The sequence below is a fragment of the Motilimonas sp. E26 genome (genome assembly GCF_021278025.1).
In the GTDB taxonomy this organism is placed as follows: domain Bacteria; phylum Pseudomonadota; class Gammaproteobacteria; order Enterobacterales; family CBDFNC01; genus Motilimonas.
Genome location: NZ_JAIBHJ010000031.1, coordinates 14451 through 29731 on the forward strand (window position 1 = coordinate 14451; position 15281 = coordinate 29731).

Annotated in this window: 10 protein-coding genes; 4 read left to right on the plus strand and 6 right to left on the minus strand. The window is 42.9% G+C overall.

Going from position 1 to position 15281, the window contains the following annotated elements; genetic code table 11:
- Window positions 1-33: 33 nt before the first annotated feature.
- The 3 genes from K1M91_RS18465 to K1M91_RS18475 form a co-directional block, all read right to left on the minus strand.
- Window positions 34-1497: a DUF5666 domain-containing protein gene (locus tag K1M91_RS18465; protein ID WP_232803738.1), complete on the minus strand. Its 1464-nt coding sequence runs from the start codon at window positions 1495-1497 to the stop codon at window positions 34-36.
- Entirely contained in the window at window positions 1481-2308 is an 828-nt protein-coding gene (locus K1M91_RS18470) for a DUF6502 family protein (RefSeq protein WP_232803739.1), read from the minus strand. The genes K1M91_RS18465 and K1M91_RS18470 overlap by 17 nt, the downstream gene beginning before the upstream one ends.
- Window positions 2309-2541: 233 nt before the next feature.
- Window positions 2542-3504 carry an alpha/beta hydrolase-fold protein gene (locus K1M91_RS18475; protein ID WP_232803740.1) on the minus strand — a complete coding sequence of 321 codons (963 nt, stop codon included), beginning with the start codon at window positions 3502-3504 and terminating at the stop codon, window positions 2542-2544.
- 331 nt (window positions 3505-3835) lie between these two features.
- Here K1M91_RS18475 and K1M91_RS18480 point away from each other — a divergent pair, with 331 nt between their 5' ends.
- Window positions 3836-4348 (plus strand): ACT domain-containing protein, encoded by a 513-nt coding sequence (locus K1M91_RS18480; protein WP_232803741.1) that lies wholly within the window; start codon window positions 3836-3838, stop codon window positions 4346-4348.
- Window positions 4349-4401: 53 nt separating this feature from the next.
- Here the strand turns inward: K1M91_RS18480 and K1M91_RS18485 are convergent, their stop codons facing one another.
- Window positions 4402-6042 (minus strand): AMP-binding protein, encoded by a 1641-nt coding sequence (locus K1M91_RS18485; RefSeq protein ID WP_232803742.1) that lies wholly within the window; start codon window positions 6040-6042, stop codon window positions 4402-4404.
- 351 nt (window positions 6043-6393) lie between these two features.
- On the opposite strand from K1M91_RS18485, the gene K1M91_RS18490 reads away from it, so the two are divergent.
- The 3 genes from K1M91_RS18490 to K1M91_RS18505 all read left to right on the plus strand — a co-directional run bounded on the left by K1M91_RS18490 (window position 6394) and on the right by K1M91_RS18505 (window position 12898).
- The gene (locus tag K1M91_RS18490; protein ID WP_232803743.1) at window positions 6394-9162 is read left to right on the plus strand and encodes a glycosyl hydrolase family 18 protein; all 2769 of its coding nucleotides are present in this window, start codon (window positions 6394-6396) and stop codon (window positions 9160-9162) included.
- Window positions 9163-9317: 155 nt separating this feature from the next.
- The gene (locus tag K1M91_RS18495) at window positions 9318-10769 is read left to right on the plus strand and encodes a glycosyl hydrolase family 18 protein (protein WP_282561189.1); all 1452 of its coding nucleotides are present in this window, start codon (window positions 9318-9320) and stop codon (window positions 10767-10769) included.
- A gap of 755 nt (window positions 10770-11524) precedes the next feature.
- The gene (locus K1M91_RS18505) at window positions 11525-12898 is read left to right on the plus strand and encodes a glycoside hydrolase family 18 protein (protein ID WP_232803744.1); all 1374 of its coding nucleotides are present in this window, start codon (window positions 11525-11527) and stop codon (window positions 12896-12898) included.
- Window positions 12899-13659: 761 nt separating this feature from the next.
- Here K1M91_RS18505 and K1M91_RS18510 read toward each other — a convergent pair.
- Complete coding sequence (locus K1M91_RS18510) at window positions 13660-14271, minus strand: thiol:disulfide interchange protein DsbA/DsbL (RefSeq protein ID WP_232803745.1); 612 nt, start codon at window positions 14269-14271, stop codon at window positions 13660-13662.
- 32 nt (window positions 14272-14303) lie between these two features.
- The gene (locus tag K1M91_RS18515) at window positions 14304-15281 is read right to left on the minus strand and encodes a serine/threonine protein kinase (protein WP_232803758.1); all 978 of its coding nucleotides are present in this window, start codon (window positions 15279-15281) and stop codon (window positions 14304-14306) included.

The following is a 15281-nucleotide window of genomic DNA, read 5'->3' on the forward strand; positions in this document are numbered from 1 at the left end:
ACACTGAGTAGACAGTGATTCAAGGGTATGGAACTAATCGTCGAGTAAAATCTTGTCTATTTGCTGATCGCCATTAGTATCAATAAGTACCACCTCATCAAGCTGTGCTGCCTTGGTGAAAAAATCAGCCACAGACATACCACCTTCAATATCGGTTTCAGCGGTCAAACTAAGAGTGAAACCAGCGACATTGACTTGTTGATTAGCAGCATCTAAATGAGCTGATGCTAACTCAACTTCAAGCATCACATCGGCTTCACTTTCTTCCCGCTCCACCTCTTCGGCAACCCATTGCGAGTCAGATTCAAATAAATCGAGTTCAAGATAATCACCTACCGCAATATCTTCTAGGTTAAAGCGACGTACATCGTCACGATCATCGTCCCATTTGGTACGCTTATTAACAACGACACTAATCGGCTGACCAAAGGCAGATAAGCTGAGCGTTTGAGCGTCAAGATCTACACTTTCAACCCGTGTTGACAGACTCACCTCTTGCTCATCTTTGCGACGTAACACCTCAATGGATTCAGCCACTAGCACTTTGTTTACCATCACACCTTCAACTTCAACTAACAAATCCACACTTAACTCAGATTCAAGCTGAACGGCACTGGCATCAACCGTTATACCATTTAAAGTAAAACTAGTTTGACTGTCTAACGCTGAAATTAAGCCTTGTAGCTCAACTTCCTGTTGCTCTGAAGGTGTTAAAGAATCAATTTCTAAAGCTAAAATATCTTGGCTATCAATCGTATTTAGCGTCCCTTCCACTTTCACTCGCTCACCTTCAGCAAGCTCCCCATCAAAGTTGGCGGTCGCTAGACTGATTGTGAATGGAGCCACGCCATCACTGACAACTAAGGAGAACTGAGTATCGCTTAGGTTTGTCACATTACCGATCATTTGAACTTCAGACACATTGGCAACAAAAGGGGCAGTTTCAAGCTCAAAATAACTCACTTGGAATTGGCCTTGTGCATTATAGAAACCACTTAGCTCAAGCATGCTGCCGGGTTTAAGTAAATCGGCGTTTTGTTGCAACTGTTCAAATGTCACCTCTGCAAATTCCGTTGCCTGGCTGTCAACAACAGCGGTCACTCCCATCACTGGGATCATGATTTGATTACGTCCTACTATCTGGATGTTGCCACTAACAGGGCCTTTAATACCCGCATCAAAATAGACTTTATTGGCCGTGCCCGATTCGCCTTCGGCATCGCCTTCAACACGAACTAGCATACCCATGGCAAGCGCTGATTCATTCACTAATTTGCCATTGACAAAGAACTGGCTGTTATCGGTGTTAAATCTGACACCATTTACGTAGATACTACCAAAGCCGCTGATAACGCCTGAATAGTTATTACTTAACGCAACCCCCGTACCGCCAATGCCACCGCCACGATTCGCTGTCGAACCACCACCACAAGCCACGAGTGTTGACCCTATCACTAGGGCACCTAAACCAACCGCCAGGTTACTTAACTTCATCATCCTGATTTCCTAATTTATTCTGGTAATAATAAATTCCCAGACTGACATAATGACAATCTGATTCATCTTCACCTTCTGGGATTTCCTGTTCGCCGAGCCACAGGTTAAATTGTTCTAACAATGCTTGAGAATGCTCAGCGGCATACGCTTGGAACAGAGGCAGATCTTTAGCCTGAATTAATGAATTCGATACTTTTCTTTGGAACCAGAGCTGATCAGCATCACAAACAAGGTTGTGATTTAAGGTGCTGATCAGCTCAGCGGTATCCGCGCCAAGAATTGACAATTTTGCTATTTCATCTGCTTGCGGGACAAAGGCGTGCTGTACCAACATAACACCGCGTTCTGAAATAACAACGTTGCCCGCCGCGTTAAGCACATCCAACATAGCTTTGGTGGGGATATCACCACTATATCGCTTAACGAGTGCGGCAAATGAACCTCTGTCACCTTCAACTGACAGGATAGAAGGGTGTAAAGGTGCATCTGAAAACTCAGCGTCATTCAACCAACCACTAATAACCCGGGAGGCCCGATTATACTTATTCCCAGTAACATTATTTAATGGTTGCTTGAGATCATGCAGACGTTTAGTTTCTTTACGCGTTAAACCAGTGAGAGCAGCGACACGAGAGATCGTTTGCTTTTTACCACTTTCACCATGCTCATCAAACGCAACGTCTACATAAACCTTTTTTACTAACTCACTGAAAACACTAAACACGACACCGTTACGCAGTAGAATGCGCACCAGTGGTCTCAGGATCATTAGTAGTGCCTTTTTAAGGGCTATTTCACGTATTTCATTCATATTTGGGATTATATTCCCAAATTTATTTTTTTCAAGTTATATGACAATTTTATTACTAAGATGGCCAAAATCAGTCTAAAAGCTTAATGAGCCAGAGATCCGTTTCCGTCTATCGTAGCCAAATAAAGTATGCTGTACGGCAAAAGGTCATTTTCAGGAGGGTAAACAGGAAACGTATAGAAACATTTATGCAGCAAGCATAAATTCATTTAGCTAACTAAGGTTCGAGTTAATTAGCGCCCTAAATTACGTTGTAGCCAAGGCAACGCCACTTGCTCCATCTGTGTTTGCCAACTAGCCGTCGCATTCTCAAAATCATGTGCTAAATAATGCTCATTAAATAGTTGATGTAGCCCTTCACAGCCCTGACTAAAGTCAGCCGCGACACTGCCCCCACAAGCCAAAAATATGTCGGACTGCGGATACTCTCGAAAATAGATGGCAAGTTTGTTGTTCCAATCCCCCATGCCTGTATACCAAGCCTGCTGCATTGACACATCTTCTTCCGTATCGGTGAATTGTGGTATTTGTCCGTATAGCTCACCCTCTACTGGGCTAACTGCAGCGGAATAAGCATTGAGGATAGGCCTAGGAATACGCGAAATCGATTGCTTTAGCTGCTTATTTTGCAACACCATAGGGCTAAATGCAGCGAAGTGCTGAACATTAGAGGGAAACTGTAGCCCCAAATTCAGTACCGCCAACCCACCCATTCCGAAGCCAAGCCATGCCGCTTCATTCGGTGAGTGACTTACCCTGATTTGTCTTTGCACCTGAGCTTGTAAGTCGAACAGAAGGTAGTCTTGCCAGTCCCCCGTTAAACTTGAATTAAGATAAAAGCTCCCTCCGAAATCATTCGTCCCCGACACCGCGACTAATACAAACTCACTGTGGTTACTTTGGCTGAACCACTTATCCAGTACGGGTTGAATTTTTCTCAACTCATAAATACTCTGATTAAAATCGAGTAGCCAGTACATCACAGGGTATATTTTAGTGTGTTTAGCTCGGTAAGACGGAGGTAAATAAACCATCACCTCTTGCTTCACATCGGTGCCAAGTCGATTACCCGAAAGCATTTGAGCTTGGATCGGAATGGTTTTTAGCTGCCCATTTTCAGCTAGCGTAAAAATTGGCAGGTAGCAACAAACTGCGACGAGCCAATAGGTTATTTTCGTTGATGTCATCTTGCCCATAATTAAGTCCTCGCTGTAACCCCTTATTCAGATCTAGCATCGAAAATCCTCTCAACCAAAGCTAGTTAACGAAATTGACACAAATAAACACCAAATTAACAAATTCAACATGTTGAAATATAAAAATAAAATTTATCTATTCGATAGAAAGCGAGCAAAAGGATTAATCGTAAAGATATCGACTATAATTAAATCAGCCTCAGTTAATTCTTTTTCATCAATGGGTTAAGTGAAGAAGATCACGAACTGCCGATGAAATAATTGCTACTGTTGATACATCAACTAACCAAAAAGTAGTAGTTGTTTTTATACTTCTAGCCCGAAGGGGGAAATGATGAATACACAATTTATGGCCACAATTGCCGGCGAAGATCGTCCCGATTTACTCAAGTTGCTAGCAGGAAAAACTCACGCACTCGAAGGTCGCTGGCTAGATAGCAAGATAAGCCGCCTTGAAGGCCAGATAGCAGGCATCATAAAAATTGATATACCCAATGAAAATTTATCCGCGTTAAAGGCAGATTTTAACAGTATTCCTAATTTTCACGTCAGCACTTCTGATGTGAAACTAGTGACTATCACTGAATGCGCGCAGCTTAATCTAAAAATTGAAGCTAATGATAGACCTGGGATTATTAGCGATATAGCGCATTTTTTAGACAGTAAAGGGGTCGCCATTGAACACATGGAAAACCATCGCTTCGGCGTTATAGGCTTAGGTACAACAGTATTCATTGCTGAGCTTAGCTTGATGGTGCCAGTGGATATGGGCACTGAATTTCTGGTGGAAGAGCTTGAAAGGCTATCCAGTGATTTAAGAGTCGAAGTTGAAGAAATAGCTTAGCTACTTCACCAGAGAGAGCAGGACTTAACAAAGTAAGTTAAGTCCCATTAGCTTTAATACCAAGCTATTTGTTCATCAGCCTGTGTAAAGAGCGCTTTATACTTTGCTTCTAGTTTATGGCGACGGATCTTGAGCGTTGGTGTTAACAAGCCATTCTCAGGTGTCCACGCATCACTTAAAATAAGTAAATGAGCTAACCGCTCGTGAGACTCTAAACGCTCATTAATATGCTCCAGCAGCTCAGCTAATTTTTTCCCCAATGTAACTTTATCCATTTCTTTAGCTAATTCTGACAAAATCAATAAAGCCACTGGCTGTGCTAAACCATCACCAGCCACACAAACTTGTTCTACTAAGGAAGAATCTTCAAACTTGGCTTCAATAGGTACTGGCATGACATATTTACCCTTGGCTGTTTTAAACATGTCTTTTAGGCGACCAGTGATACGCACGAAGCCCTCATCATCAACTTCGGCCTTATCCCCTGTGTGAATAAAGCCATCCTTAGTATATAGCTGCCTTGTCAATTCAGGTTGTAAATAATATTTCGTGAGCATAGCATCACTTTTAAACAGTAATTCACCTTGCTCGGAGACTTTAATTTCTGCAGCGCTACCGGTACGTCCAACTGAATCAATGTGTTTTGAGTTAAAGGGGACATTTAGGGTGCCATAAGCTAATGTTTCCGACATCCCCCACGCTTGGCAAATGTTAATGTCTAACCGAGCATACCAACGCAGCAATTCCGTAGAAACTGCAGCAGAGCCACAACCCAATAAGCGAGCTTCTTCTAGGCCTAGAGCCACCTTAATTTTGTTTTTCACGATGCGATTAAGAAAAGGCACTTTAAGTAAAAAATCGAGTTTTTTCGGTGGCATTTTCTGCCAAATTCCTTGCTGAAACTTCAACCACAAGCGCGGAACAGATAAAAACAAGGTAGGCTTAATAGCTTGCAGGTTAGCATTAAATCGCGCTAACGATTCGACAAATGAGACACTAATTGAACCCGAAAATAACGCCGTACCTTGAATGTATACACGCTCGGTAATATGCGCCAAAGGCAAGTAAGACACAGTTCGTTCACAGCCTTGTATATCTAGCTGCTCGATTAAATGGTACGACGCTTTAGCATAACCAGCAAAACTCATCACTACCCCTTTTGGCTCTCCTGTACTGCCTGAGGTATAAACAATGCTCATCTTAGCATTGGGATCGAGTGCATCGGGGTACGGAATAGGTTGGTTGTTTTTTACTAACTGCGACCATTGCAATGCAGCTGGCATCGTTTCTGTGACCATGGCAATACGCACCACATCACTCTCAATCCCCTTTTCTTGGTCTGCCCAGTGATCTAACGCACCGACAAAAATCGCCCTCGTTTCACTGTGCTTTAACACATAGTGAATGGTTTCACTGCTGGCGCTGGCATAAATGGGCACACTAACATAGCCAGCTAACATAATCGCAAAATCAGCAATAAACCAATGAGCGCTATTTTTCGCCAGTATCGCAATTCGCTCACCCGGCTCAAAGCCCATTGCCTTTAATGCACTGGCAATGCGACGTGCTTCATCGGCCACTTCAGCCCAAGTGTGTTCTATAAAAATATCGCCTTGAGGCTGGCGAAGAAAAACCTGCTCGGAAGCATGCTCTTGCCAGTATCGCAAAGCAGAAACTGGATGCGCAAATACCATAACTAAACCCTAAGATAGTAATTAATACCCATTTTAGGTGAACAAGCGACTAAATAACATAAACCAATACTTTCAACTCGCAATAATAGTTGATGTGTAAATGCCATAAGTGCTACCTAACAGCGACTATAAATACTAGGGACGCTTGAGCTTAGGTAATAATAGGGATAGCATCGCCACCAACTTTCATACTCCTGCCAGAAATGCCCACAATCCACTTACTTTTCGATATGAAGATCACAGCAGACTGAATAGGTAATTGCTTATGACTGACTGCTAGTCTTTAATGCGCATATAAAAATAAAAACGGTTACTCTACAAGCTATTAATTTAAGGAAGCAGCAAGTCATCATGCGTTCTTTGTGGGTCATGTTCATTGTTCTTGGCAATTTGTTGTTCAGCTGTGTTCAAGCAGCTGAACCTAAAGCGATTATTGCTTATTACAAGCAGTGGGGGATCTATAGCCCTAATTATCACATCAAGGATGTTCCAGTAGGCCAAGTTACGCACTTGGTTTACCAAAGTGCAAAATTTGATTCCGAAGGAACTGTAGAAGTTGGTGATGAATATGCAGATTTAAATTTACAATATCCTGACGCTGACGAAAGCATACCTTTTAGTGGCAACTTTGGTCAGATGGTGAGCCTTAAAAAGCGTCATCCCCATATTAAGACCATTATCTCTATTGGTGGCTGGGGCCGATCTGAACATTATTCAAACATAGCAGCAGACCCTGAATTACGACATGACTTTGCTAAGTCAGCAACCGAGTTTATGAAACGCTATCAATTTGATGGCATTGAAATTGATTGGAACTTTCCAGTTAAGACCCAACGCGCTAAACAGCACGGTTTAGCGGCAGATAAGAAAAATTTTACTCTCTTACTTGAGGAGCTAGACGAACAGCTTTACTTAGAAGGTCAGAAAGATCGTCGAAAATACTTATTAATTAGCACTATCTCAGCTGCAATTGGTTACGAACAGAACTGGGAGGTAAAGGAAGCCAGTCGCTACTTAGATTTAATCAGTTTATCAACTGCTTACATGCATGGTTACTGGGAAGAGGCGAAGATAGCCAACCACATCACCCCACTCTATTTATCTGAAAGTACTCAGCAGAGACTTACTTCGCTTAAAACAGAAGCCAATTCAGTTAACTTAGCGGTGCGCGCTATTTTAAATGAGGGCGCACCAGCGGAAAAAGTAGTCGTGAATATCGCCAGTTTTGCCACTGCGTGGGACCAAGTGCCAAGTGACGACAAAGGGCTTTATACCCATGCTGGAGAAATAAGTTGGGGAAGTTGGGATACCACCAGCTCAGGTCGTACAGGTTTATACAATCGCGGCCACTTGATTGGCTTTCTTGATAATCCTCAGTATCAAAAAGGTTGGGATAACAGCGCTAAATCGGCTTGGATTTACAACCCAGAAAAAAATGGAGGTCACTTTGTTAGCTATGAAAGTCAAGACTCCCTTGCTGAAAAAGTTACTTACATAGAGCAACTTAACTTAGCTGGTATCGCCATTAGGCAAATTCACAATGATCTTAAAGGCAAAGATTCTTTAATTAGACAAACTTACGCAGCTTTCTACCCTTGGCAAGCCATTTTATTTCAAGCCAAGCTATTCTATGCCAATTATAAAAATCGGATTTTATTGACCACAGGCTTCTCATTACTAATGATCTTATTGCTCATTAGAATCAAGTATAGACATTACAAAGAGGAAGAAGCAGACGTAAAAGATCGTGAACAATACCTGCAGTTAAAATCACAGCTACAACAACTTAATACCCCTCTTCAAGGCATTGCGGCATTATCGCAACGCATTAAACAACACCAAGGGTTACTCGCAGATGAGAGTCAGGCTAAGTTACAACAAATTGGCCAAACAGGACTTGAGATAAACCATTTAATCCACAGCTTATTACATGACACCACATTGTCTCACAACCCCCGAACCGCTGAGTTAGAGCCAGTAAGTTTTAGGGAGATATTAAATGTTAGCCTTAATATATTAACGCCCTATATTAAGAATAAAGATGTTTCAGTGACAGCCAAAGCAATCACAGATGACCTTACTGTGATTGCGGATCCTGTATATCTACAAAAATTACTTATTACCTTAGTATCTTGGGCTGTTGATAACTGTGACAAAGGTAAATCTGTCATATTTGATGCCAAAGCCAGCCAAGGCTACTACCAGATCAGTATGTTGACAGAAGGCCGACCACCTCTAGTTAGCCCTGCACAAATACCAAACATATCTCTAATTAAACAATGTGTAAGTGCGATTTGTGCCGAGATTACTTTCGACGCTAGCGCCACACAACACAGTTGCTACTTATCATTACAAAGTGCCAACACACCTCCGATAGAGTCGCTACCGAAAGTAAAAATATTGCCTGCGGATCCTCATCAACCAGAAGTTCAGAAAAGAACTCAACTGGAAGCAGCGAATGAACGATTACAAACCTTACAGGCTTTTTCTTCTCAGGCTTGTAAGTTAAGGGACATTAATGAGCTCATCAAAGAAGCATTTGAGGTGTTCATTCATGATCCGAAGCAACCTATCGTTAAAGTGTATCAAGGCGATAGCGTGATACACAGTAACGAGGGTCAAGAAACAGAGCAACAAGATAGCGTGACTATCGCTCATCCCGATTTAGGCGAGTTTTGTTTCGAGCTATACAGCAAGGAACCACTAACAGAGGAAGATGTTTACTACTTCCATAGTTTGGTCACGCAGATCCAAATGGTTCGACGCCAGCTACACGAAATAACCAAAGAGCCACAACTGCTGTCAGAGCTGTATGAGATAGCTTCTCGTAAAGATAAAATCCTTTATATTAAAGCGGAGAAAGGCTACAGCGGTATTTACTTACCCAACACAAAAGACGCGATCTACCTGACTTTACGCTTGAAAACCATCAAGTTATATTTTGACGATGATGTGTTACTGCAAATCCATCGGTCTTGGCTAATCAATCCGAAAAAGGTCACTAAGGTGCATCAGTTAACTAAACTGAAGTACGAAGTTGAAATTGAGGGCCAGAGGCTGCCTATCGCACGCCCATATATTCCTGTGCTGAAACTACATTTTCCACATTGGTTTATTTAACTTAATCGACTTAAGTAGTGAGGAGGAAAAATCCGAGCTTACGCACAAAACCACTATCGATTAAGTATCAGGTGTTCACAAATTCCACAGTTTCTGTAATGATGGCGTTCTTGGCACGGATTGCTAAGAAACACAACATAACAAGGAACGTTATTATGAAATTAAAAAAGTTAGCGCAAGCGGTCGCGTTTGCCTCTATTTTTGGCGCATCAGCACAAGTTGCAGCCAGTGCAGCAGACTTCAAAGTAGTTGGCTATTTCCCTTCTTGGCAGGGATCAACTGCGGAAGTGCAGTACGAAAAACTAACCCACATTAACTACTCATTCCTTTTACCTAATGCTGACGGCTCTTTAAAGCCAATTGATGCACCACAAACATTAATCGATTTAGTCAGTCGCGCCCACGCTGAAAATGTAAAAGTAGGCATTGCAATCGGTGGCTGGAATGGCGGTAACGACTCAGCCTTTGAAACACTCTCAGCCGATCCTACAGCGCGTGCCAACTTTATCAGCAATGTAATGGCATTCATCAACCAATATGATTTAGACGGTGTTGATATGGACTGGGAATACCCCGATCCAGGTCAAAGTGCAAAACGCTACACGCTATTAATGGACGAGTTAAGTAAAGCCCTTAAACCACAAGGTAAATTTTTAACTGCTGCAGTCGTTGCCTATGGTAATACCGGTGCAGGCGTTGAAACAGAAGTATTTGAAGACATTGATTTTCTTAACTTAATGGCTTACGACGCAAACAATACTAACCACTCCACATACCAAGTTGCAGTCGAGTCAATCAATTACTGGGCTGGCCGTGGCTTAGCAAAAGAAAAAATAGTGCTTGGTGTACCTTTCTATGCACGCCCTACTTGGCAGAAATACCGTGATATCGTAGCTGCCGACCCAAATGCAGCTTGCCGCGATTTATCAGGTGGTGGTCATTACAACGGCATTCCATTAATTAAAGAGAAAACGAGACTGGCCCTTGCTCAAGCAGGCGGTATTATGAACTGGGAGCTCACTCAAGATGCCCCTAACCAATACTCCCTGTTAACTGCAATGGATGAGGTTATCAATAACCTAAGTACAGGTGAGTGCGGCACAGCTGTTGAACCAACAGTTGAGCCAAGTGTTACCCCTACGGTAACTCCCACTGTTACTCCATCGGTTACACCTACAGTAACGCCAAGTGTTGAGCCCAGCGATGCGTGGAGCGCATCATCGGTTTACTTATCAGGTGATATCGTTATCCACAATGGCAATACGTATGAAGCGAAGTGGTGGAACCAAGGAGCTGAGCCTGGCTCTACTCAATGGGGCCCATGGGAATTAATTTCAGGTGTTGAACCAACAATTGCTCCTACTATAACTCCTACAGCAGAGCCAACTGTAACTCCTACAGTAGAGCCAACAATCGCTCCGACTGTTGAACCAAGTTTAGAGCCAACAGTTGAGCCAAGTCTGCCACCGCAAGATTCTTGGCTAGCTACCCGCATTTATTTGTCTGGTGACAGAGTCAGCTATAAAGGCAACCAATATGAAGCGAAATGGTGGACCCAAGGAGAAGAACCAGGTGTCGCGCAGTGGGGACCTTGGAAAAAGCTATAATTACACTGATACACAAATCAAACGGAAGCATTAGCTTCCGTTTTTTATTACTGACAATTAAATCTTAATTCCGTGTGAGCGGATAAATCACACCACCTAAAAGCTCATTAGATATATCCCCCCCAAACAACCTCGAGATGCAGGGTTTAGAGCCTTGCCAGTCAAGCAACAAACTCTCGCTGAACAAGTATCTTGAAGTTACTGGGGTATAAACCAAACCTGAACTTACCAATAATCCACCTTATAAATCACTACAGATAAATATCTACACCCTCTCCTCCTCAAATCTACCTAAGATATGAGCCTCACGAGTAAAAGCAAAAAGAGTGAGGGTCCCTCATTAAAGTTGCATATTTCAACATTGTGAAATGATCAATACAACATTTCACCCACTCATCAATAACAGCCTAACGATCTGTTATTTAAGATAAAAACATTTCATTTCATAGATATTACAGGCTGTTTTCATGGGAAATTCCCGCCATAACAGAACCGATGAACAGTGCAATAAACGCTCAAAACAAAGATCAATTCCACGCACGAGTTGAAAGTAGTTATCGCGCTCACAAAAGCATCTGATTGGTGATCTATCGGTGAGAAACAGCTATCGACAAAACCACTGTAAGCCTATGTTTAAAAAGTAATTAAACTTCTGTTTGTGAAGTGGTTAAGGTTTGCAGCTATTATTCATCGTCGCTATCTGACAACATGGCTACATCATTATTTGGATGATGTTGATAAGGAAGGCGAAACGAATGAACACATTTAAACTATCGTTACTCAGCAGCTTGTTTCTAGCGGCAACCACAGCCAATGCAGCGGCTGATGCCAGTGAAAATCATCGTTATGTACAAGCACCAAAAGCCAAGCCTTACAAGGTTATGCCAAATACCTCTGGTAAAGTTGTTGCCAGTTATTTCCCAGACTGGAAACTGCAAGGTGATATATATACCGTACGCAATATGCCAGTAAAAAACCTTACCCATGTCATTTACGCTTTTTTATCTATGTGTGCTCCACACACTTATGTGAATGATGGCCTCAAGAAAATGATTGAAGAAAACTGTAAAGGGAAAGAACCTTTTACAGCCACTATCGTTGACAGTGAAGCCGCACTTGACGTTCGTTTTGATAAAAAACCCGAACCGCAAGAATACTATGGTCACTTTGGTGAACTTAAAAAAATCCACCAGCAAAACCCAGACCTAGTGATTCTGCCATCTTTTGGTGGTTGGACCATGTCAGAGCCATTCCGCGCTATGGCTAAGTCAGAGGAAGGTCGTAAAACCTTCGTTAAAACAGCAGTTGAGCTAATTGCTAAATATGATTTCTTTGGCGGCATTGATATCGACTGGGAATACCCTGGTGGCGAAGATAATTCACACGTAAGCTGGCGTGGCAACTCCCTTACCGAGGAAGAAAAAGCCCATGAACGTGAAGTTTTCACCCTGTTAATGAAAGAGCTTCGTGCCGAGTTAGATAAATTAAGCAAAAAAACCGGTCGTGAATATGAGCTGTCTGCGGCGGTAAACGGCTCGGTAAGTAAGGTGGCGGCTATCAACTTTGCTGAAGCGCAACAATACATGACACATGTATATGCCATGACTTACGATTTCTTTGGCGGTTGGGGCCCTCAGGTTGGCCATTTAACCAACCTACACGCGACGAAAGATACATTGTGGGGCATGGGCGTAGACAACATGCTTAAAACCCTAGAAAACGCGGGTGTCCCTAAAGAGAAGCTAGTGGTAGGCGCGGCCTTCTACGGTCGCGGCTGGGAAGGTGCAAAATGGGATAAGCCTGAACAATTCCCAGAAAGCGGAACAGAAGGCAAAGCCCATACCGATGGCTCAGGAGAGCCTGGTTACTTCTCTTATAAAGATATTATGAAAAAGTTTGTTGACCAAAATGGTTACCAATACGGCTATGACGAAGAAGCTGAAGCTCCTTACGTTTACAACAAGAACACTGGCGCATTTATCAGTTTTGATGACCCTCGCTCAATCGAAGCTAAAGGTAAATTCGTCCTTGACCAAGGCTACGGCGGTATCTTCTCTTGGGAAATAACCCAAGATGACGGTTCACTCCTTCGCGCCATGAACAAAGGCCTAGGTCATAAAACCAAATAGCTTTTGGTGAGGCTTCGGCCTTATCGCTATACTTTGCTCCCTATTTGATCCCAGGAGCCCTTTTCCGGTGTAGGCCCATTCACCGGAAAAGGATTTTTTTCTTCGTATACTCACCATTTGATCCCAGTCGCACCCATTTCCCCCGCTGTAGGCCCATTCACCGGAAAAGGATTTTTTATACCCGTTCTGACGCCCTTATCTTCAGCAACTCTCCCAGCAATAAACATCGCCTAAAGCTCTCATTGACCCAGCTATACTCACGCTAGCGATATAATTTTTATTTACGAGCTCTTGTTTGTGTCTATTGGCTGTTTTTGTGAAAAAATGCTGCTGGCTTATCCAGAATTCTGGTTAATTAAGCTCAGTTTTGCTTAAGCTTATTGCGAGAGGACACAGTATGTTTTTACTGCAAAATTTCGTTTTCAAGGATGAAAACGCAAAGCGTATAGGGATATATCCACCGCGTTTTTGTTGTAAAAATATACTATTCTGATTATCCAAACTAGGGCTAATTAGTTTTCATATAAAACTAATACCATGCTCACCCTCCATCGATGACTTTGAAACCGGATTCCCGATAGCCAAGCTCTTCATTAAATTGAATAATGTAATGCTTGGTTCTTGCTATGGGTCACGCTTAACAGTGTTGAAGGTACCTTGTTCTGAGCTTTCTAACATTCACCTTACTAGCCGGTCGCCCATATCGTAGTAACAGATATAAAAAAACCGCCCGAAGGCGGTTCGTTAGAAGGTGGTGGCGCTTACTTTTCAACTTGGGCAAGCAAGTAGTTCAATAACGCAGAATATTCTTCAATACTGCGCACCGAGCCAGACTTGATTAGATACTTACCATTAACCACAACGGCAGGTGTGCCACGAATTTTAAACGCTTCGGTGTTGCGTTGCATTTGCTTGAGCATACCGTTCACGGGGAAACTATTAGCTGCCGAATCAAATTTTGCCCCCTCCACGCCAATCTCTTCAAATACAGCTTTAATATCATCGCGATTAGTCATTGGGCGGCGTTGATCGTGAATAGCAGCAAACATCGCAGCTGAGAGCTCAGGCTCTACTTTAAGTAGCTCTGCTGCAGCAAATGCACGCGCCATTTCAGGGCCCATATCACTGCCTAAAAACTCTACGTGATTTTGCTTAAATTTCACGCCTTCAGGGGCGCGCTTTTTAATCTCGTCCATAAAGGGGACGAACTTGTAGCAATGCGGACAAAAGTACGAGAAAAATTCGAGCACTTCAGGCTGCTTAGTGCCCACTTCTTTGACAATTTCGTAATGAGTGCCTTCTTCGTATTTGGCGGCTTGGGCACTTAACGGCAACATCACTAATGCTGCCAAAATCAATAGGTATTTTTTCATTTTATTTCCTTTTGAATCATCCATGTTTCAGTTTAGTAATGAGGCAATAATGAGAGCACCGGCTCGTTCAATTGTGCCAATTGTTCTTTTAGAGCAAGCACCTGATCTTCCCAATAACGCGTGGTATTAAACCAAGGAAAATTATGTGGGAAAGCAGGGTCTTGCCAGCGTTTAGTCAACCATGCCATATAATGCACCATGCGCATAGCACGCAGCGGCTCTATTAACGATAATTCATCATTATCAAACTCACAGAACTCGCTATAGCCTTCGAGCAACACATCTAATTGCAATAACTGCTCTTGACGATCGCCAGACAGCATCATCCATAAGTCTTGCACAGCCGGCCCCATTCGGCTGTCGTCTAAATCAACAAATATCGGACCATCACGCCACAAAATGTTGCCGGGGTGGCAATCACCGTGTAAACGGATTAAAGATTTAGGCTGATACTGGCGAGTACACTCTGCAATCAGCTGGTCTAATACAGTGAAAAATGAAGTATGCAAATAGTCAGGAATAAAGCCAGAATCAAACAATACTTGACGAGGCTGATGTAGATAAGACAGAGCGGTAATAGTCGGCCGATACTGAAAATGCGTTGCCTTTGCCAGCTGATGCGCTCGTCCCATAAAACGCCCGACCCATTCTAGCTGCTCTAGATTATCCACCTCAAATTCGCGTCCTCCCGCACTAGGGAAAATACTAAAAAGAAAGCCCTGATACTCCAACAAGCTTTCGCCATTGAAACGCATTGGTGCCACAACAGGGATTTCGCTTTCGGCAAGCTCAAAGCTAAAGTCATGCTCTTCTTGTATTTGTTCACGACTCCAGCGCTGTGGGCGGTAAAATTTCACCACATAGCGCGTGAGCCCCTCACCACGAAACTGATAGACTCGATTCTCATAAGAGTTGAGCGCCAGTAAGCCAGATTCGGGATAGATGCCAACGGATTCAATGGCATCTAAGATCAAATCGGGCGTTAATGCTGAATAAGCAAAATCAACCAT

What these genes read in the sequence shown, in the direction of transcription:
- K1M91_RS18505 (WP_232803744.1), top strand. Translation starts at nt 11,525, where the DNA reads ATGAACACATTTAAACTATCGTTACTCAGCAGCTTGTTTCTAGCGGCA.
- K1M91_RS18495 (WP_282561189.1), top strand. Translation starts at nt 9,318, where the DNA reads ATGAAATTAAAAAAGTTAGCGCAAGCGGTCGCGTTTGCCTCTATTTTT.
- K1M91_RS18480 (WP_232803741.1), top strand. Translation starts at nt 3,836, where the DNA reads ATGATGAATACACAATTTATGGCCACAATTGCCGGCGAAGATCGTCCC.
- K1M91_RS18515 (WP_232803758.1), bottom strand. Translation starts at nt 15,281, where the DNA reads ATGGTTGATTTTGCTTATTCAGCATTAACGCCCGATTTGATCTTAGAT.
- K1M91_RS18475 (WP_232803740.1), bottom strand. Translation starts at nt 3,504, where the DNA reads ATGGGCAAGATGACATCAACGAAAATAACCTATTGGCTCGTCGCAGTT.
- K1M91_RS18465 (WP_232803738.1), bottom strand. Translation starts at nt 1,497, where the DNA reads ATGATGAAGTTAAGTAACCTGGCGGTTGGTTTAGGTGCCCTAGTGATA.
- K1M91_RS18470 (WP_232803739.1), bottom strand. Translation starts at nt 2,308, where the DNA reads ATGAATGAAATACGTGAAATAGCCCTTAAAAAGGCACTACTAATGATC.
- K1M91_RS18490 (WP_232803743.1), top strand. Translation starts at nt 6,394, where the DNA reads ATGCGTTCTTTGTGGGTCATGTTCATTGTTCTTGGCAATTTGTTGTTC.
- K1M91_RS18510 (WP_232803745.1), bottom strand. Translation starts at nt 14,271, where the DNA reads ATGAAAAAATACCTATTGATTTTGGCAGCATTAGTGATGTTGCCGTTA.
- K1M91_RS18485 (WP_232803742.1), bottom strand. Translation starts at nt 6,042, where the DNA reads ATGGTATTTGCGCATCCAGTTTCTGCTTTGCGATACTGGCAAGAGCAT.